The organism is Desulfuromonas carbonis, assembly GCF_054658035.1.
This window is the reverse complement of record NZ_BAAHXR010000003.1, coordinates 404,777-424,785: the sequence shown is the minus strand read 5'-3', so window position 1 is coordinate 424,785 and position 20,009 is coordinate 404,777. Positions and strand designations below refer to the sequence as shown.

Sequence of the window (20,009 nt, the reverse complement as noted above, 5' to 3'; positions counted from 1 at the left end):
TTCGAATGCAAGACTTGACCCCGTCCTTCTTTCGTCCTTCTTTCGTCCTTCTTTGGCCTTTCGGTTCAGATACTGGCCAGATCAAGTCCTGGGATGTCCTCAAAATCGCGTTTGTTGCGAGTTAACAGGGTGTGGCCTTGTTGAATGGCTTGGCTGGCCAACCAGAGATCCTGGATTCGACCGCGCGGTTTTTTGCCCTGGAGTTGGATCGTCGCAGCCAGGCTGCCGAAGGTTATTGCGGTGCCGGCGTCTATAGTCAGCAGGGGTTTGCGTTGCAGGCGACGCAACGCAGCGAGACGCTTTTGGCGGACGCCGGGATCGGAGGCGATTTCAGCGCCGAATGTCAATTCTGCGATGGTGACAGGGGAGAGGTAGACCGGCGCGTTGCCGGTGAGGTTGGCGATGTCCGCGGGGGTCAGGGTGCCCTGCTCAACATCAATCCAGATGCAGGTATCGATCAGGAACCCCATGGGTCGCGAACCTCCGCGGCCAGAGATCCCTCATTGTCGACCCGGCGGCTGTCGGCCAGCCAGCCTTTACCGGCATCAGGGGGCAGGGTGGCGTATATATCTGCCATGGCTTCCAGGGCAGTCATTTCACCGGGCCCAGGTACCAGTCGTCCGATTTGGCGTTGGTTTCGCTCAATAATGATTTCTTCCGGTTCACTGACCAACCGGTCAAGCACCTGACGCAGGTTCCGAGCCAGGTCTGTTGCGGTAATCGTGCGCATAATTGATTCCCTTTGCCTTTAAGTATGATGTAATCATACTTTACATACTCTGGGCAGTTTTGACAAGGCAAGAAGACGAGAAAAAGATCCCGGGGTCAAGTCTTGCAAACACCCCTTTTCGTGTTAGGGTAACTTCATGTCACGACAACTACGTATCGAATATCCCGGGGCGGTTTATCATGTCACCTCGCGCGGTAATGCCCGGCAGGCGATTTTTATCGATGATGACGACCGGGAAGCTTTTCTCCGGGTTCTTGAGGCCGCCATTGGTCGTTATCACTGGCGCTGTCATGCGTACTGCCTGATGGGCAACCATTACCATCTGCTGATTGAAACGCCCGAGGCCAACCTGTCGAGGGGGATGCGTCAGCTTAATGGTGTCTATACCCAGACCTTCAACCGGCGCCACGGTTCGGTCGGGCATCTTTTCCAGGGGCGCTACAAATCAATCCTGGTCGACAAGGACACTTACCTTCTCAACTTATGCCGCTACATTGTGCAGAATCCGGTGGCCGCCGGTCTCACGTCAACGCCCTCCGACTGGCCGTGGAGCAGTTATCTCGCGACGGCCGGGCTTGTCCCTGTACCGGAATGGCTGAGCGTCATCTGGTTGCGAGCTCAATTTTCTGAGAACGATGATCAGGCGCGCGTTCGTTATCGGGAATTTGTTGAGCAAAATCAGATTACATTCAATCCCTGGGATTCTCTGTCCTGCCGCACGATTCTCGGTGACGAAGAGTTTGCCCAAACCCTTGAACCACTGTTGCGCGACAAGGAGTCGCAACCAGAAATCCCGAAACCGCAACGTCTCGCCATGCGTCCAGCGCTGAGTGAGGTGCTCAACCCGGAAACTAATTCAAACCGGCAGGCCCAGGATGCTGCTGTCTATCGTGCCTATGTCGATTATGGGTATGCGATGAAGGAGATCGCCGAGGTTCTTGGGGTCCATTACGCAACGGTAAGCCGGGCAGTGAAAAGGGCTGAAAGTGAAATAGTTGATTGCAAGACCTGATAATCCTCTAAAAGGCACCTCCTACGCTACCAGGCCGATCCTGGTACGCTAGGAACAACAAACAACTCCCTATTTTAGGAGGTGCCTTATGAAACTCTACTCTGGTTTCGACCTGCTGCGTATTCCGAGCCAAACTTTCCACCGATTCCGATGCAAACTTGCCACTGATTCCGATCCAAACTTGCCAGTCATTCCGACGCAAGGTTTCCACCCGTTCCGATCCAAACTTTCCAGTTTGAGCGGAAGAGGTCGGTGAATCTGTCAGACTGATCAAAGTTCTCGCGACGCTGGGTAACCGCGGGGTACAACCTTCTGGACTTTTTCCAGGAGGTGGTCCCATTGGCACACACGAGGTTATCCATGCGCAAGATCAAGGACGTTCTGCGTCTGCATTACGAAGCCGGCCTGACACAGCGGGCCATCGCCCGCTCCGTCGGCACGTCACACACCACGGTGGGCGAATTTCTGAGACGCGCCGCTCACGCCGGGTTGTCTTGGCCGCTGCCAGAGAATCTGGACGAAACCCGACTTGAACAGTTGCTCTTTCCGCCAGCGCCAGTCATTCCCGCCGACCAGCGCCCCATGCCCGACTGGGCGACCATCCATCAGGAACTCAAGCGCAAGGGCGTCACCCTGGGGCTGCTCTGGGAGGAATACCAGAACAGCCATCCCGAGGGGTATCGCTACAGCCGTTTCTGCGATCTGTACCGTGAGTGGTCCGGCAAACTGCGTCTGTCGATGCGTCAGGTGCACAAAGCCGGCGAGAAGCTGTTTGTCGACTACACCGGCCAGACCCTGCCGATCGTCGACCGCCGCACCGGCGAGATCCGCGAAGCGCAACTGTTCGTCGCGGCCCTGGGGGCGAGTTCCCAGACGTTTGCCGAAGCCACCTGGACCCAAGGGCTGCCGGACTGGATCGGCTCGCATGTCCGGGCCTTCTCCTTCTACGGCGGAGTGCCCGAGATCGTTGTTCCGGACAACCTGAAAAGCGCCGTCTCCAAACCCTGCCGCTACGAACCGGACATCAACCCCACCTATGCGGAGCTGGCCGCTCACTATGGCTGCGCGGTGATTCCGGCGCGGGTGCGCAAACCCAAAGACAAGGCCAAGGTCGAGGCGGCGGTTCTGGTCGCCGAGCGCTTCATCCTGGCGCGGCTGCGCAACCGTACCTTCTTCAGTCTGGCCGAGGCCAACGCCGCCATTCGGGAGCTGGTGGAGCACCTCAACCGGCGCCCCTTCAAGAAGCTTCCCGGCTGCCGCCAGCAGCTCTTCGACACCCTGGAACGTCCGGCTCTGAATCCTCTGCCGGCGACCCCCTATACGTTCGCCGAATGGCGCCATGCGCGGGTCAACATCGATTACCATGCCGAAGTCGACCACCACTACTACTCGGTCCCGTATGTGCTGGTGAAGCAGCAGCTCGACGTGCGCCTGACGGCGACCACCGTCGAATTTCTGCACAAAGGGCAACGGGTGGCCTCCCATGTCCGCTCCTCTGAGCGCGGTCGCCACACCACTCTCGGCGAGCACATGCCCAAAAGCCACAGGGAGTATGCCGAATGGACGCCGCAGCGCCTGGTTTCCTGGGCGGCCAAAACCGGACCGCACACCGCCGCCTTGGCAGAGAAGATCCTGGCCTCACGGGCCCATCCCCAGCAGGGCTACCGCAGCGTCCTGGGGCTGATCCGGCTGGCCAAGACCTACACGCCCGAGCGCCTGGAAGCGGCCTGCCAGCGGGCCCTGGCAACAAACGCCTGTCGCCTCAAGAGCGTCGCCTCGATCCTCAAAACCGGACTGGACCGCCAGTCGCTCCCCGAGTCCACCGAATCCCAACTCTCATTGCTGCCGAGTCACGACAACATCCGCGGCGCCGGCTACTACCACTGACCAAGGAGACCACCATGCTCAGCCACCCCACCGACGACAAACTGCGCGCCCTCAAGCTGACCGGCATGCTCAAGGCCCTTCAGGAACAGCGCCTTAGCGAGACCGCCGATGCCTTGAGCTTCGAGGAGCGCCTCGGCCTGCTGGTCGACCGCGAGCAGACCGAGCGCGACAGCCGCCGGCTCACCACTCGCCTGCGCACGGCCCGGCTGCGTCAGAGCGCCTGCATCGAGGACCTCGACTGGAGGGCACCCCGGGGACTCGACCGCGACCTCGTGCTGGCGCTGGCCGGCGGTCGCTACCTCGCCAAGGGCCACAACATTCTCATCACCGGCCCCACCGGCGTCGGCAAGAGCTACCTCGCCTGCGCCTTGGCTCACAAGGCCTGCCGCCTCGGCTGCAAGACCCTCTACCTGCGCCTGCCCCGCTTCCTGGAGGAACTGGCCCTCGCGCGGGCCGACGGCCGCTACCCCAAGATGATGGATAGAGTCGCCAAGACTCAACTGCTCGTCCTCGACGATTGGGGGCTCGCCCCCATGACCGCCGCCGGTTGCCGCGATCTGCTCGAAATCCTCGAGGACCGCCACAATCTGCGTTCGACCCTGATCACCAGCCAGCTTCCGGTCGAAGCCTGGCACGACTACCTCGGGGATCCGACGGTCGCCGACGCCATCCTCGACCGCCTCATCCACAACGCCTACCGGCTCACCTTGAAAGGAGAATCGATGCGCAAACGGCGATCCCAGCTTGACCCGATCGGCAACTTGGCGTAAGACAAAAACTCCAGCGTCGCTACGCTCCGATCACTGGCAACTTTGCCTTGGAACGAGTGGCAACTTTGCGCTGGAACGGCTGGCAACTTTCATCGGAATCCGCACCTGCACTCAAATAACAACTATCTTGGAATCATTGACCAGAACGGAAAGAGGATTTTCAAAAAGAAGCTGGACAACGACCCGAAGCAGATTTTACAAACCCTCCAGCCGTTTCGGCCCGACTTGATGGGCGCCGTTGTTGAATCGACCTACAACTGGTACTGGCTGGTGGATCTGTTGATGGACGAAGGATATCGAGTTCATTTGGCCAATCCTGCGGCCATTCAAACCTACAAGGGGTTGAAGCATGTCGACGATGTCCACGATTCTTTTTGGTTGGCCGAGATGCTGCGCTTGAACATTCTGCCGGAAGGCTACATCTATCCGAAGGAAATGCGTCCGGTACGCGACCTGTTGCGAAAACGCGGACATCTGATACGCCTTCGGACTTCGCTGATCATCAGCTTGCAGAACATCGTCACCCGCAATTGCGGCGTTCGACTCAAGGCGAACGAGATCAAACGATTCCGAGGTGACCGTATCGGTCCCCTGCTCGCCGAAAACGAGGATTTGGCCCTGGCCGGAGCGGTCAGCAAGGAGAGTATCGACTTTCTTACCCGGCAGATTCGGCAGATCGAGGCGGTTGTCGAAGGTAAAATCGATCTCGACGGCCCCTATCGCTATCTTCTGTCCCTTCCCGGCGTCGGCAAGATTCTGGGCTTGACCATCCGGCTGGAAACCGGGTGCATCGAACGCTTTGCCAAGGTCGGAAATTACGCCTCGTATTGCCGCAAGGTCTCCAGTCGCTGGACCAGCAACGGCAAGGCCAAAGGACGGGGCAACGAAAAGAACGGCAATAAATACCTGGCCTGGGCCTTTTCCGAAGCGGCCGAACTCGCCCGTCGTTTTGATCCGAAAGCGCGGGCGTTCTATCAACGCAAGCTCGCAAAGTGTCCGGTCATGGTGGCCCACGGCGCCCTGGCCCACAAGCTGACCCGGGCGGCGTTCTTCGTTATGCGCGACCAAGTGCCGTTTATGCCGGAAAAACTGTTTCCCTGATAGAACTGGCTGGGGCGGGGAACCAGCTATGGGGTTGGCCCAACCAAAAGGCCTGATTGGTCAACCGCCCCACCCAGACAGATAAGGTTATCCGCATCTTGACTGCCCATGCCGCGAGCCACAACGGGGCTGGTTCACAACCAAAAGACCTGTCAACATCCATTGGACACGGCATGGAACCGAAAATTTTCTGGACCGCGAAAAGCGGCAGGGGCCATCGGCGAACGGAACATCTGCCGATCGAGCCTTAAACCTGATGGGTGACTGTTGCAGCCAAGAGCTGACACGGAAACGGAACGAAATACCGGCATACGTCGAGAAGCAGACAACCTTCGTGGCCGAAGGCCACGAGTAAAGGCGAGAAAATCAAAAATCTTGCGCGGGAGTTTTTTACCCTATTGACCGGCGCCTTTTAATGGGTGACCCCGGTATGTTGGGGTCCATTACGCAACGGTAAGCCGGGCAATGAAAAGGGCTGAGAGAAAAATGTGTGAGTGCAAGACCTGACCCCGGCATGATCACTCAAAGTCCCCCGATTTATGTTGCCGAATCCGGGGTTGCTGTTGCCCAGTTTTCAAGGATAAGGCCTGGTATCCTGGAAAATTCTTTTACATTATTGGACACCAGTTGTAACCCGCAAGCTCTCGCGTGACCGGCAATCATCATATCGTAGGGTCCGATGGGTTGCCCTTTGCGGTAGAGGTCGGCTCGTATCTGCCCAAAATGCTGTGCGGCTTTGTTGTCAAACGGAAGGACTTCGAGGCGGGATATCATTGACTCTATGTCTGCCAGGTTTCGTTCTATCTGCTGAGAATTTTCCGCGCCGAAAACCAATTCCCCCAAGGTTACAGTCGAAATACACATTTGGCCTTCATGCTGCTTGAACATAGTTCTGACCTGTGCGGGACGATTTTTGAGCGTGTAGATAATGATATTTGTGTCAAGCATATACTTCAGCATGGCCACTTTTCTCGCAATTGATCGTCGGGCTGTTGGCGCTCTGCCATGAAATCTGCCGATACTCCCGGGGAATCAAACCAATCATCCCAGGATTGACCAACCGGTGAAATAATTCGTGTATTTCCAATGGCAGTAATTTCAACGTCTTGAATTGAATCAGGAAAAGCGATCGCTTTGGGCAACCTTACGGCCTGACTTTTGTTGCTTTTGAAGACGCGAGTTCGCACGCTTGGCATAATAGATCCCTCCGGCCTCTTTGAAACGTTCGTTTTTGCTGTTTCATTTTAAAGAAGGTAAGTGGGATATGTCAAGGGGATATGCTTGGCCGCCGGTCTCAGGTCAACGCCCTCCGACTGGCCGTGGAGCAGTTATCTCGCGACGGCCGGGCTTGTCCCTTACCGGAATGGCTCTCAACCCGGAAAATATTTCAAACCGGCAGGCCCAGGATGCCGCTGTCTATCGTGCCTATGTCGATTATGGGTATGCGATGAAGGAGATCGCCGAGGTTCTTGGGGCCCATTACGCAACGGTAAGCCGGGCAGTGAAGAGGGCTGAGGGAAAAATGTGTGAGTGCAAGACTTGACCCCGGCGCCTACTTTAATCAAAAGTTGGGTTCAATTCCCCGCAGCTTGCTGCGCGATTTTTACTAAGGGTGTAGGCTGTTGATACCCCGTAGCTTGCTGCGGGGTAGTTCATTTGCCTATAAAGTGTCAGTAGTGTCCGGTTAGCAAATTGCATTCACCCAAAGTTGCAGATAATTGTAAATATTTTCACAAGTTAGCGTATTTTTTGCTTGACAAATCGTCGTGAAGTCGGCGCGGTGATTTTCGTAAATACCTATTTTATATGAGGATTTACGAAAATGTCATTACTTGTTCGCTGCCACCGTACCCGGCTTAGCAGGCGCTCCATTGTCCGACTTTTTACCCCGTTCAAGGGCGCTCTCGAACATGCCCCGGTTCTTGAGGCCCGAGGCAACAGGCCACTGCAGATGACGTTTGAAGATCAGTTGAAAATCCTGACCTACTATCACCTCGAAGAGCATTCTTCGGGGCGTCATCTGCTTCAGGTTCTGACGCAGGAAGATTTTGCCGCGACTCATATTGCACCGCCCGGCGGTATCCGGAAAAGCGCCTTCTTTGAGGCGATCAATACCCGAGGGCTGGAGCAGATGATTCATGTTTACGAAGACCTGCAGAAACAGGTCTCACAAAAGATTCCTGTCGCCAAAGACATCTCCGATCTCGGCGATCTGATCGCCGTCGATGGTTCGCTGATTGACGCTACGCTGTCCATGCTCTGGGCGGACTATCGAGACGGAGCCAAAAAGGCCAAGGTTCACCTGGGGTTCGATATCGGTCGTGGTGTCCCCCAGAAAGTCACATTAACCGACGGCAAGGGCGACGAGCGTCCTCAGGCGGAACGGCTCGTGGCTCCCGGTCAGACAGGTGTCTATGACCGCTATTACCAGTGTTACAAAAACTTTGACGACTGGCAGGATCAGGGGCGCCACTTTGTCTGCCGCATCAAAGCCAGTTCTCGTAAGACGGAGTTGAGCGCCAATCCTGTTGTCCCCGGCAGTCATGTTTTCTATGACGCCAGGGTGTTGCTCGGCACCAAAGATGTCAACCAGACCGAACGAGAAGTGCGTGTGGTCGGCTACAAGGTTGACCAAAAATCCTATTGGGTCGCCACCGACCGCTTCGATCTGACCGCCGAGCAGATTGCCTTGATCTACAAGCTACGCTGGACGATCGAGTCCTTCTTCGCCTGGTGGAAGCGCCACCTCAAGGTGTATCACCTGATTGCCCGCAGTCCCTACGGCCTGCTGGTGCAGATCCTCGCAGGGTTGATTACTTATTTGCTGCTGGCCATCTACTGCCACGAAGAGCATGGCGAACGTGTCAGCATCAACAGGGTGCGTGAGCTTCGCAACAATATTCGCAACGAGGCCGCCGAGGATGCGGCCGCAGGCTTAGGGCCTCCCGATATCATTGACTTGGACTTCGGAGCCTATGCAACTTCTTAACCGGACACTACTGATAAAGTGTGAAACACCAGTGCTGAAAAATCACTTGTTGTAACAGCTCACTCCTGACTTCCTATCTTCCCCGGGTTCCCTGGATCGAGCACTTTCCGTGGGGACCGCCCGTATTAGGCTCCAGTCGAGCAGGCTCCTGATCCTTCCATACATCGAAACAGTTGACCCCCACCCTTCGCGACTGTTAGAAAGGGATGGAAATAGTTCTCCAAGATCTGCGCCTGGCAAGCAAGGGAACTTGTTTGATGAAAGATGGTTTGAAAAAAAAACGGTCAGGAAAATTCAGCTTGGTCAGCGATCGGCGGTTCCGTCTTCTGTGGGTTGTCGGGGTGGTGGTCGCCCTTAACCTGATCGCCTGGATTCTCGCCGACCGCTTCATCCTCGCCAACTTCCGCCAACTGGAAGAAGAACGGATTCGCGAGCAGACTGTTCGGGCCCTCAATATCCTCGGCCAGGACCAGGAATACCTGCGTCGGATGCTGGTCGATGAAGCCTACTGGGACGAAACCTATGCCTTTGCCGCCGCCCCTGGTTCGACGGTGATGGCTGACAACTTCACTGGCGACACCTTTGAGTCGAACCGCTTGTCCGCGGTGGTCGTCATCGCCCCCGACGGGAAACTCCTTTTTTCCCGGGGCTATGACCTCGAGGCCCGCAGGCTGGCAGCGCTCCCTGCCGGTTTGGCTGAAAGACTACCAGCTCTGCAGTCCCTGCTCGGCAACGGACAGGCAGATTCGGCCCGTGCCGGGCTCCTGTTCGGAGGGGGGGGAAACCCGCTGATGGTGGCCGTCGCACCGATTCTCACCACGGCGGCAACGGGACCCAGTCGGGGTGCCATGATTTTTGCCCGCACCCTGACCCCCGGCAAGATAGAAAAGCTGAAATCGCTGGCCCTGCTTGACCTGAAAATTCACCTGGCATCGCAGTCGGGAGGCCCACCCGGAGTGATCACTTTGGTTCGGGCTGGAGATGAGACCATCTCCGGCCATGTCGACCTGCCGGGAATCCTGGGCCGCCACCGGGGGAGCCTGGAAGTAACGACAGCCCGTACCATCTATGCCAGCGGCCGGGCCAGCGTCGAATATTTTCTCGGCTGGGTTCTGGCGACCAGCCTCATGTTTGGCTGCCTTTTCTACTGGCTTCTCGACCACATGGCCCGCCAGTCGGAAAAGGGGATCAGCCGCTACCGGCTGCTCTTCAACGGCAACCCGATCCCGATGTGGGTCTACGATGCGCAAACCCTGCAGTTTGCCGATATCAACGACGCCGCCATCGCCCAGTACGGCTATTCACGGGACGAATTCAAGAGCCTGACCATCCTCGACCTGCGTCCGGACTCGGACGCCGAGGTGGTGCGGGAAGGGGTCTCCCGGCTGATCGCCGACGGGCGGGAGGGGCAGGTGATTCCGCGGGCGGTGGGGGTCTGGTCCCATCGCCGCAAGGACGGCAGTCCCCTTGAAGCCGAGGTCAGTGTCGTACCCTTCCGGCTCAACGGCCGCTGGTCGGTCCTCGCCTCCGCCCTCGATGTGACGGAAAAACTTGCCGCCGAGAAGGCGCTGCGCTCCTCCGAGGATCGTTATCGCCAGCTGTTCCAGAACGCACCCCTTCCCATGTGGGTGGTCGACATGGAGAGTCTGCGTTATCGGGACGTCAACCAGACCGCCATCGACAAGTACGGCTATTCCCGCGAGGAATTCCTGGCGATGACGATCATGGATATCCGCCCGCCGGAAGAGATCGAACGCCTGCGGGAATCGGTCTCCCGGGCCAAGAGTGGCCAGGAGGAGGTTGGCAACTGGCGTCATCGCTGCAAGGACGGACGGATCCTGGAGGTGGAGATCGTGCAGCGGGATATCCCCTTTGCCGGGCGTTCGGCGCGGCTGGTGATGGCCAACGACGTCACTGAAAAGGAGAACCTGCGCCGCGAGGCGGACCAGGCGTCACGGCTGGCGGCGCTCGGCGAACTGGCGGCCGGCGTCGCCCATGAAATCAACAATCCCAACGGCATGATCCTGATGAATCTCGGCCTGCTTGGCGACTTCTTTCGCGACGCCGAACCCCTGCTGGAAGAGGTCTGGCGCCGGGAGGGGCGTTTGTCGCTGGCCGGCCTCGACTTCAGCCTCCTGCGCCGGGAGCTGCCGGAAGCGATCGCGGAGATGCAGAAGGGGGCGCGCAAGGTGCGTTCAATCGTCGAAGACCTGAAAAATTTCGCCCGCCCGGCCCAGTCGGACCAGTTCGAGCCGGTTTCCATCGGGGAGATAATCGAAGCGTCGTTGCGGCTCACCGCCAGCGCCGTGAAAAAAGCAGGCGCGTTGCTGGTGACTGAAATCGACAAGGAGCTGCCGCCGGTGCTGGGAAGTTTTCAGCGGCTGGAGCAGGTCGTGATCAACCTGCTGCTCAACGGCTGCGAAGCGCTGCCGGAGCCGGGTCGGGAACTTACCGTTGCGGGGCGTGCGCTAAAGGATAAGGGCCTGGTGCAGATCGTTGTCCGGGACCAGGGCGTCGGTATCCGCAAGGAGGAGCTGCCGCAGATCTTCGCCCCCTTCTTCACCACCAAGCGGGACGCGGGGGGGACCGGCCTCGGCCTGTCGGTTTCGGACCGGATCGTTCGTGAACATGGCGGAAAACTTAAATATGATTCGGTGCCGGGCCAGGGGACTACGGTCACCCTGACCCTGCCCGTTCTGCCGCGACCCAAGGAGAAAGACTGATGCGTGGAACCGACTACCCGGCGCTGCCGGTGCTGATGGTGGACGACGAGGAGGCCTGGCTGCGCAGCATGGCGCTGATGCTGGCCCGCAACGGCGGCATCACCAACGTCCTCAAGTGCAACGACAGCCGCCAAGTGATGGAGATCCTCGCCCGGCAGGCGGTGAGCCTGGTGCTCCTCGATTTGACGATGCCACATCTCTCCGGCAAGGACCTGCTCAAGGAGATCGGGGAGAGCTACCCGGAGGTGCCGGTCATCATCCTCACCGGCCGCGACCGGGTCGAGACGGCGGTCTGCTGCATCAAGCTCGGCGCCTTCGACTACTTCGTCAAGACGGCGGAGGACGACCGGCTTCTGGCCGGCGTCCAGCGGGCGCTGCGCATGTTCGAACTGGAGCGGGAGAATCGCAAGTTGACGGTCAGCTTCCAGAAGGAGCAGCTCGACTATCCCGAGGCCTTCAGCGCCATTGTCACCGCTTCCGACAAGCTCCACGGCCTTTTCCAGTATGTCGAGGCGGTGGCCAGGAGCGTTCAGCCTGTGCTTATTACCGGCGAGAGCGGCGTCGGCAAGGAGCTGATCGCCCGGGCGATTCACCAGATCAGCCGCCCGGACGGCCCCTGGGTGGCGGTCAATGTTGCCGGGCTCGATGATGACGTCTTCTCCGACACCCTCTTCGGCCATGTGCGCGGCGCCTTTACCGGCGCCGAGCAGGCGCGCAAGGGTCTGGTCGAGGAAGCCGATGGCGGCACCCTCTTTCTCGATGAAATCGGCGCCCTGGAGCCGAAAGCGCAGCTCAAGCTGCTGCGCCTGCTGCAGGACGGCGAGTACTTCCCGGTCGGCAGCGACCGGCCGCGCCGGGTCAACACCCGGATTCTCGCCGCCAGCAACCAGGACCTGGAGGCGCTGCAGGCCGCCGGCAGCTTCCGCCGCGACCTCTTCTACCGTATCCGCACCCACTACGTGCATATCCCGCCGCTGCGCCAGCGCCCCGAGGATATCCCGCTGCTGCTCGACCACTTTCTCGACGAGGCGGCGCGGGAATTTGGCAAGCGCAAGCCGACGCCGCCGGCGGAACTCGCCAAGCTGCTCGCTACCTACCATTTCCCCGGCAATGTCCGGGAACTGCGCGCCATGGTCTTCGACGCCGTTGGTCTCCACCAGTCGCGAAAGCTTTCCATGGAGCCCTTCAAGCGGCTGATGGGCCGGGCGGATGCAGGTGACGCCGCGGCCGGCCATTTTCCGGAGAGCGAAGAGGATGACGGCCTGGAACCCGCGGTGATCTTCGGTACCCGTCTGCCGACGCTCAAGGAAGTCGTCGATCAGCTGATCGAAGAGGCCGGACGCCGCGCTGACGGCAACCAGACGATCATGGCCGGCATGCTCGGCATTTCCCGCCCCGCACTCAATAAACGCCTGAAAAAACAGACGGATTGACCTTTTTCTCCGTCTGGCCGTCCCCTTCCCGCCAATCCCCGCATCCCCCCGGCATATGCCCGAGGTGGGACCGCCCCTAGACGGCGTCGCCCCGCCTCCCGCCGGGCGCTCCCATCGATTTCCGCTCCCCCTCCCCAGCAAAAAACCATGTGAAAAAAGTTTTCCTGTTGCCTGTTCGCACATCAGCTGTAGCGCTAGAAAAAACTGGCCATTATGGTTAAAACAGGAATCAGCACGAAACTAAATTGAAAAAAGTTACACCCTTTGCTATTTGCTTGCATCTTGTAAAGCGCCATATTCTTTTAAATTATTTAAAAAGGAAAAATTTGGCATCGAAATTTATTTTTTCATGCGACGCCGGCAGTGAATGAGTGAATTTCTGCTGGAATAAATATTGCTAAAAACCGGCATGTCAATATTTTGTCAATACGCCAGAAGACTATTTAGCTCATGCCGGAGCAATGGGCAGAGAATGAAGGGAAGCAGGAGTCGGGAATGAGGGAAGTATCCAACATGCTGGAGGCGATGGAGTTGCTGCGCAGGCGGGTACATCGGGAGATGCCGATCCAGCATATCGTCCTGTTGCTGACCGTTGCCGAGAACCCCGGCATCACCATGCCCGAGCTGGTCACCCGGCTCGACATGCCGCAGGGGACGGTCAGCCGCAACGTCAAGATTCTCTCCAGTTACGTGGAGTGGGAGAATGGCGTCGCCCGCACCCGGGGACGCAACCTGTTGCGCACCCTGCCCGATGCCGATAACCGCCACGTCCTTGCGGTATTTTTGACCGGGCGCGGAGAAGCTCTGGTGCAGGAGTTGGGACGTACCGTCGGTGGCAGCCGCTCCGACGGGCTGGCCCCGAAACCGGTGCACCGCAGCGATTACGCGGCCGGCGGGCTCGGGCTGCACTGAATTAGGGTTACGAAAGTTTGGGTGGGCTTAGGGAGCCCCTGACGCCAGGCAGTCAATTCCATCGGTTGGAGTGATTTTATATGAAACCAAGCGTTTGCTCGATGAACGAAAGCGTTAATCCGTTGCCAATGGCATCCGAGGCGAGGACGGCTATGAAAGATGAAATCCAGAGGAGATCAGGGATGTTGAAATTTGCTCATCTGGCCTTGGTGGCCGTGTTTGCGCTGGTGTTTGGGGTTGTGACGAATGCCCAGGCCGCAGTGGTAGTTGATACGCCACTGGCCAATGTGATCAACGTCGCCGCGACCACCGGCAACGGCACGGTGAGCGCAGGGAACGGCACCAACCGCCTGATGGTGCTCGGCTGTACCACCGAGTACGGCACCGCCGGTCCCGGCACCTACACCATTAATGCTAACTACGGCGGCCAGACCTTCACCACCATCGCCAGCAACGGCTCGCAGCGCCAGACCGCCTGGATCGGCTATATCAATGAGACGAAGATTGCAGCGGCCAGCAACACCACCCTGACGGCGACGATCAGCCAGACCACCAACGCCCGCGACCTGATGTGCGGCGTGGTGGTTTACGAAAACGTCGATCAAGGAACACCGATTGCCGGCTCCAACGCCCAGGCCAGTGCCGGCGCGACCAGCTTCACTTTCACCAATATCCCGTCGGCGGTCGATGGCTACGCCGTCTATATTGCCGGCAACAACGGTCAAACTGCGACCGTATCGGCCGGCTTCACCGAGGCGTTTGATGTCGCCACCACGCAGAGCAACGGTGCCGGCGGCGACGGCGCCACCACGGCGACCACCGTCACCGGCACCGTCACTTTTGCTGCCAGTTCCCGCAGTGCCCTGGCAATGGCGACGGTCAATCCCTTGCTTTGTTCCGACACCAACGGCTCCGCCGTCACCCTGACAAACCCAACCAACGGTGCCACGGTCAGCGGTTCGATTGCGATCACCACCAACTTGACCAATGCCTCGAACGTCGAATACAGCATCGACGGCGGCGCCTGGACCTCCGATCTGACTTTGTGGAATTCCGCCAATACCCACCCGGCCAGCAACACCGCCCCGGTGACTGGCGTCACCGTCGACGTGCGCGCCATCGAGGACGAGTGCGGCGGTTATGTCACCGACAGTATCACCGTCACCGTCGATAATACTTGTAGCGAATCGATCCAGTCGTCGATTATCTGGAATGGCACAAACACGGCCGCCGGTGATTTCAGCGGGGCATCGTTCGTGACATTGACCGATGTTAACACCATGGAATACCAGGTGACGGAAGGTGCCATGAACCCGCCGTTCACCGCTGTGACCGATGACTTCTCCGCCGTGAACGCCAACGATATCCGTGCCACCGCCCAGCCGACCTGGTCGACGTGGACGCCGCTCGCAAGTTCCGCGGCCACCAACAACTGGTGTTACGGCAACAGTGCCACCGGCACCCCCTCGGGTGGCACCGGGACCACCCCGGGCAATCCGATTCCCTACATGTATCTGGAGGCGTCGGCCGCCGGTACCAGCAACTGCGGCGATGGCGAAACTGGCGGGACATCGCATTACCTCGAGAGCCCGGTCTACGATGCCAGCGCCTATGCCCTGAACTTCACCTTCGACTACTACATGGAAGTCGCGACCAATACCGACGCTTCCCTTCACCTTGACGCCTGGAACGGCACGGCATGGGATACAGATGTCACCGGCGCCGCCATCCGCACCGGCGACGGCGGCACCACCTGGTACTCGGTTGGCCCGGTCGACCTGAGCGCCTACACCAATGCCGATTTCAAACTGCGCATCCGCTATATTGCCGGTACCATATCGACCTACCAGAACGACCTGATGATCGACAATCTGGCATTCATCGGAACGCCGCGCAGTTCCGAAACCACCGTCATCCCCTGGACCACTGATCCGATCGCGGCCTCCGGGGTGTTGACCAACGGCAACAGTTACAACCTCTATGCCCGCGGCCTCGACACCGAGTGCGGCGTCGCCTACTACGGCGACAGCGTCGCCCAGTCCGTATCGCCGGGCACCTCGCAGACCTTCACCTGGAGCGCCTGCACCGAAACCGCGACCCTGACCCTGAACCCGATTGCCGACCCGATCACCGGCAACGTCACCGTCACCGCCAGCGGTACCGCTACCGGCATTACCGTCGGCACCACTCCGGCGGCCGGCAATGCCAACGGCTGGGTCTATACCCCGGCCCAGGACGACAACACCACAACCGTCAGTTTCTACGCCACCGGCACCGGCATCTGCGGCACTTTGACCGATTCACAGCTTAACGTCAGTACCAACACCATGGCCGCGCCGACCATCGACAGCTTTAGTGTAAATGCTGTTGTTACCGACACCGCGGCTCCGCTAGAGATTCCGATCAACAGCTTCACGGCATCGGACAATGTGGCCGTGACCGGATACATGATCACCGTCGATAACGCAACGGCTCCGCTTGCGACCGATGCTGGCTGGAGCCCCACTGCTCCGACCAGCGTTACCGTTGGTGCTTACGCAACCTACACTCTGCGTGCCTATGCCAAAGATGCCGCCGGTAACGTTTCGGCTGCCTCGACAGCCAGTGTCACGGTTCAGAACTGCGTCGAATCCGGCACGGTCAGCGTTTCCATCAGCCCCGATCCGGGTGCGGGCAATATCGGAATTTCCGGTGTGACCGTCACCGCCAATCTCGGCGGTGGTGCGACCAACGGTCTGGTGCGCTGGCGCGAGAACGGCACGGCATGGTCCAGTTGGGTTGCCAGCGGAGCCACCTACACCCCGACCAACAAATATTTTGGTACGGTAGATTTTGAAGCCATGGCCGATGGCAATTGTGGCGCGACCAGCCCGGTCTATTCGACCACTCTCAACCGCACTTTCGAAACCCGCGTCGATGCCCTGGAGCCGACTGTGCAGTCAATTATTCAATCTGGCCTGACCTCCTTCCGGGTCACCATGGTGTACTGCAACGACAAGAACGGCACGGGGACCTATCAGGTTGAGTACAAACTGTCCACCGACCCGGACATCCCGGCCAGCTGGACCACGGTCACCAACACGCCGACCGCCGATGGTGGTGCAGGTGATGCGGATGGCACCCTGAACGAGGATGTTATCGTCCTGCAGGGGGGCTTGACCAGTGGTGCAATTTACGATGTTCGCCTCACCTACATCGATGCTACCGACGGTATCGTCGGCGCACCGGCAGTCTACAACCTGCAGGTGGAGCTGGTGGCCTGGGTCGATGACCCGATGCTGCACAACGCTCTGCGCTTTGCCTGTGACAAGCCAGGCTTCTCAGATCAGACCAGCTGCGAAGCCAACGGCGGCACCTGGACCCTCGATCGCAAGTGGGCCACCGGCTGGGGGACCCCGACCGGGGAATACGGCGCCATCGTCTGCGCCACGTGCCACACCAAGAACGCCACCAACGTCAAGAAGGTGACCAGCACCGTGCTCGCATCAAGCGGCAGCTTCCCGGGCAGTGCTGTGACCCTGACGACGGTTGAAGACACCACCTCCGACTTCGGCAACGACGCCGGCGGCCACGCCACCTCCAGCAACATCTGCGAGGTCTGCCACAGCGTCACCGCCTACCACCGCTATGACACGACCAGCGACCCCGATGGTGCCGGCCCTCTGACGGCCCAGGTGGAATTGAACCACTACAACCAGGCCGACTGTATCAAGTGCCACGAGCACAAGCTGGGTTTCCGCGCCGGGTGTAATGCCTGCCACGGCAATCCGCCGCTGGCCGTCGGTGAACTGACCGGTACCCTCGACCCGGCCAACGATACCCTGTCGACCACCCCGGGTGAGCACGATGTACACGTCAACACCCTCGGCTACACCGACTGCAACACCTGCCACAACGGCTGGCAGACCAACGGTGAGATGCCCAAGGGCGGCGACGTCAACCTTGGCTTCGTCACCCCCGGCACCAACGGTGGTACTTATGATGGCCGCACCACCAACAGCGGCTACACCTCTGATGTCAACACCACCGTCACCACCGGTAACGGCATGACCTGTGCGGTCTACTGCCACGGCTACCAGACGCCGCAGTGGAACCCGACGGCCACCGCGGCCTGCGGTGCCTGTCACGGTGAGGCCGGCTCTTTTGCTGACGACCGCGCCGGTGCCCCGACCGGCGGCACCAGCCTCGATCTCTCCGGGGCCGGCAGCGGCTTCAAGGTCGGCAAGCACGCCAACCACCTCGACAACAGTATCGCCGAAACCGGCGATCCCTGCGCCCTGTGCCACTTCGGTACCCTGTATGCCGATGCCACCCATGTCGATGGCACGGTGAACGTCACCTTGCGCCAGGCCGCCCAGAGTGGCGATGGCTCCACCGGCGGTGCCGGGACCAGCGCTCTGTTCACTTCTGGTGGTGCGGGCGCCGGTACCTGCTCGAGCATGGACTGCCACGGTGATGCCCAGTGGGATTCCAACGCCGCTGGAGGCTGTACCCTCTGTCACGGCTATCCGCCGGTAGCTGCCAGCTCGCACGCCAGCGGCGTCAACCCGGTCAACCACGACATGTTCTCGGCCACCGGGGTCAAGGATAACCACGACGATTGCCGCTACTGCCACGGCTACAAGGATAATGGCAGCGGTGTCCTGTTACCGTTGACCGGTGCCGAAATTACGGCTCTGAAAGGTGACGCGACCCAGGCGGCATCGCTGGCCGGTTACCACATGGACGGCAAGGTCACCATCAACGGTGATTTCAACACCACCGCCGGCGACGATGCCGGCTACAACAGCGGCAACGGCGGTTGTGACAGCGCCGCCTGCCACGCCAACGACACCAGCCACCGCTTCACCTCGGCCAATGGCGCCAATCTGCAGCTGGCCGACATCGGACCGGGCGCTTGCACGACCTGCCACAGTGGCGGCGATCCCAATGCGCCGGTGGTTACCGTTGGTACAAGCTCACATACCAACATCACCATCGGTGGGGCTGCCAGCGACTGTACCGAGTGCCACAGCGGCCATTACACCAGCGGCAGCGGCGTACAGATTCCGAATAATGCGAACGTCGGCATCGAATACCTACGTTCCGGTCACGGCGGCATCATGCTCGGTGGCGACAACACCTCGACGGTCCATACCTCGATTCGCGGCTTGACAACCGAGGCCGAGATCTGCTGGGGCTGCCACACCGCTGCTGGTGTTGATGGCGAATTTGGCACCAACAACAACGCCGATGGCATTACTTATAACTACGGTAGTCTCAACCAGGCCAACTGGGTTGGCGCCACCTGGACCAGCGCTGTCTTCAGCTACAAAACCGGCGCTATTCAGTCGACTCATACGGCCAACTCGGCCGGTACCTCGGCGGTCAGCGGCGCCAATTACGCCAAGACCGAAACCCTGGATGTCGTCGGTAATATTCGCTGCTCCTACTGCCACGATGTCCATGACCTGAACCAGTTGGCCAGCGATGGCAGCTCCGGCAAGCCGTGGTTGCGTGGCACCTGGAAAGGTAATCCTTATAATGAAGACGGCGCACCGCGCAACGGTGCGGCCGGGACCTGGCTCAGCGTTTCTTATGGCGGCGCCACCAACACGGTGCCACGGGCCAACGCCGGGGCCAACAACAGCACCACCAAGGGTGGTTACTGGATCGACCAGAACAGCAACGATCCGAATAACGGCGAAACCTTGGCCACCACTGCCGGTCTCTGTACCCTCTGTCACGGTACCAACGTTGACACCATGGACGAGACCACCGGTGAGAACCTCTGGGTCTCCGGCGGCAACGGCCACCAGAACGCCGTCATCGGCGGCAGTGGCACCACCGCCACCGCTAACAACATCTTCTCGATCCGCAAGCGCGGCAGCAACCAGGTGTGGGATGATAACGGCAGCAGCAACTACTACATGTCCATGGGGGGCTGGACACCGCAGATGGCCCGCCGTGCCTACGGTTATCGTGGTGATGCGGGCAACATCGCCATTACTCCGAACCTGTCTGGTGAGCACCGTTATTTCTCTGGTTTCCAGTGGGATAACCCGCCGGCCGGTATGGCGCTGCAGGTTGATGACTACACAATGGCCGGCAACAGCACGACAACAGTCGGTGCGATTACCCAGAGTCAATACCACACCTTCAACTGCGGCAAGTGCCACAACCCGCACGCCAGCCGCCTGCCGAAGCTGATGATCACCAACTGTCTCGACACCAAGCAGAACACCTGGGACAATACGTTTAACACTGGAGCCCCCGGCGCACCATCACCCTGGACCGGCACCTATGTCTCCCAGTGGCCGACGGCGCAGAACTGTCACCGCCTGGCGGATGACCACAGCACCACCTCGCGCGGCGCGGGTTGGAACACGGTCACGCCTTGGTAATGATGTATGGGGCACTGCTTCGGTGGTGTCCCCGCCTAACCATTTTTCTAGGAGTCAATCATGAAAAAA

At 59.5% G+C, this 20,009-nt stretch carries 12 protein-coding genes and 1 pseudogene; 9 read left to right on the top strand and 4 right to left on the bottom strand.

Features of this window, described 5'->3' with window-relative positions; translation table 11 throughout:
• Nucleotides 1-65: 65 nt before the first annotated feature.
• Both ACYQ8E_RS08960 and ACYQ8E_RS08955 read right to left on the bottom strand, forming a co-directional pair.
• Nucleotides 66-470: a type II toxin-antitoxin system VapC family toxin gene (locus tag ACYQ8E_RS08960; RefSeq protein WP_459860686.1), complete on the bottom strand. Its 405-nt coding sequence runs from the start codon at nt 468-470 to the stop codon at nt 66-68.
• The gene (locus ACYQ8E_RS08955) at nt 458-730 is read right to left on the bottom strand and encodes a type II toxin-antitoxin system Phd/YefM family antitoxin (RefSeq protein ID WP_459860684.1); all 273 of its coding nucleotides are present in this window, start codon (nt 728-730) and stop codon (nt 458-460) included. The genes ACYQ8E_RS08960 and ACYQ8E_RS08955 overlap by 13 nt, the downstream gene beginning before the upstream one ends.
• A 136-nt stretch (nt 731-866) precedes the next feature.
• Here ACYQ8E_RS08955 and ACYQ8E_RS08950 point away from each other — a divergent pair, with 136 nt between their 5' ends.
• From ACYQ8E_RS08950 to ACYQ8E_RS08935, 4 genes are all read left to right on the top strand, one after another.
• Nucleotides 867-1,742 (top strand): REP-associated tyrosine transposase, encoded by an 876-nt coding sequence (locus ACYQ8E_RS08950; protein ID WP_459860682.1) that lies wholly within the window; start codon nt 867-869, stop codon nt 1,740-1,742.
• 360 nt (nt 1,743-2,102) lie between these two features.
• Nucleotides 2,103-3,629, top strand: a complete 1,527-nt coding sequence (gene istA / locus ACYQ8E_RS08945; protein WP_066723643.1) for an IS21 family transposase — start codon at nt 2,103-2,105, stop codon at nt 3,627-3,629.
• Nucleotides 3,630-3,643: 14 nt separating this feature from the next.
• Nucleotides 3,644-4,399, top strand: coding sequence for an IS21-like element helper ATPase IstB (gene istB, locus ACYQ8E_RS08940; RefSeq protein WP_066723645.1), 756 nt, complete (start codon nt 3,644-3,646; stop codon nt 4,397-4,399).
• 105 nt (nt 4,400-4,504) lie between these two features.
• The gene (locus ACYQ8E_RS08935; RefSeq protein WP_459861577.1) at nt 4,505-5,500 is read left to right on the top strand and encodes an IS110 family RNA-guided transposase; all 996 of its coding nucleotides are present in this window, start codon (nt 4,505-4,507) and stop codon (nt 5,498-5,500) included.
• A 537-nt stretch (nt 5,501-6,037) separates the two neighbouring features.
• Here the strand turns inward: ACYQ8E_RS08935 and vapC are convergent.
• Nucleotides 6,038-6,460 (bottom strand): type II toxin-antitoxin system tRNA(fMet)-specific endonuclease VapC, encoded by a 423-nt coding sequence (gene vapC / locus ACYQ8E_RS08930; RefSeq protein ID WP_066728427.1) that lies wholly within the window; start codon nt 6,458-6,460, stop codon nt 6,038-6,040.
• Complete coding sequence (gene vapB / locus ACYQ8E_RS08925; protein WP_082820384.1) at nt 6,454-6,696, bottom strand: type II toxin-antitoxin system VapB family antitoxin; 243 nt, start codon at nt 6,694-6,696, stop codon at nt 6,454-6,456. Before vapB ends, vapC begins: the two co-directional genes overlap by 7 nt.
• A 626-nt stretch (nt 6,697-7,322) precedes the next feature.
• Between vapB and ACYQ8E_RS08920 the strand changes: the two are divergent.
• The 5 genes and pseudogenes from ACYQ8E_RS08920 to ACYQ8E_RS08900 all read left to right on the top strand — a co-directional run.
• Nucleotides 7,323-8,423: pseudogene (locus ACYQ8E_RS08920) on the top strand (IS4 family transposase); the annotation flags it as partial.
• A 365-nt stretch (nt 8,424-8,788) separates the two neighbouring features.
• Nucleotides 8,789-11,212 carry a PAS domain S-box protein gene (locus ACYQ8E_RS08915; protein ID WP_459860679.1) on the top strand — a complete coding sequence of 808 codons (2,424 nt, stop codon included), beginning with the start codon at nt 8,789-8,791 and terminating at the stop codon, nt 11,210-11,212.
• The gene (locus ACYQ8E_RS08910) at nt 11,212-12,645 is read left to right on the top strand and encodes a sigma-54-dependent transcriptional regulator (protein ID WP_459860678.1); all 1,434 of its coding nucleotides are present in this window, start codon (nt 11,212-11,214) and stop codon (nt 12,643-12,645) included. Before ACYQ8E_RS08915 ends, ACYQ8E_RS08910 begins: the two co-directional genes overlap by 1 nt.
• Nucleotides 12,646-13,140: 495 nt before the next feature.
• Nucleotides 13,141-13,557 carry a MarR family transcriptional regulator gene (locus ACYQ8E_RS08905; protein ID WP_066728420.1) on the top strand — a complete coding sequence of 139 codons (417 nt, stop codon included), beginning with the start codon at nt 13,141-13,143 and terminating at the stop codon, nt 13,555-13,557.
• Between the two features lie 239 nt (nt 13,558-13,796).
• The gene (locus ACYQ8E_RS08900; protein ID WP_459860676.1) at nt 13,797-19,940 is read left to right on the top strand and encodes a CxxxxCH/CxxCH domain c-type cytochrome; all 6,144 of its coding nucleotides are present in this window, start codon (nt 13,797-13,799) and stop codon (nt 19,938-19,940) included.
• Nucleotides 19,941-20,009 lie beyond the last annotated feature (69 nt).

Bases quoted from the DNA above. Each gene is read 5' to 3' on its own strand.
- vapC (WP_066728427.1), bottom strand. From the start codon at position 6,460: ATGCTGAAGTATATGCTTGACACAAATATCATTATCTACACGCTCAAA.
- istB (WP_066723645.1), top strand. From the start codon at position 3,644: ATGCTCAGCCACCCCACCGACGACAAACTGCGCGCCCTCAAGCTGACC.
- ACYQ8E_RS08905 (WP_066728420.1), top strand. From the start codon at position 13,141: ATGAGGGAAGTATCCAACATGCTGGAGGCGATGGAGTTGCTGCGCAGG.
- istA (WP_066723643.1), top strand. From the start codon at position 2,103: ATGCGCAAGATCAAGGACGTTCTGCGTCTGCATTACGAAGCCGGCCTG.
- vapB (WP_082820384.1), bottom strand. From the start codon at position 6,696: ATGCCAAGCGTGCGAACTCGCGTCTTCAAAAGCAACAAAAGTCAGGCC.
- ACYQ8E_RS08955 (WP_459860684.1), bottom strand. From the start codon at position 730: ATGCGCACGATTACCGCAACAGACCTGGCTCGGAACCTGCGTCAGGTG.
- ACYQ8E_RS08950 (WP_459860682.1), top strand. From the start codon at position 867: ATGTCACGACAACTACGTATCGAATATCCCGGGGCGGTTTATCATGTC.
- ACYQ8E_RS08910 (WP_459860678.1), top strand. From the start codon at position 11,212: ATGCGTGGAACCGACTACCCGGCGCTGCCGGTGCTGATGGTGGACGAC.
- ACYQ8E_RS08960 (WP_459860686.1), bottom strand. From the start codon at position 470: ATGGGGTTCCTGATCGATACCTGCATCTGGATTGATGTTGAGCAGGGC.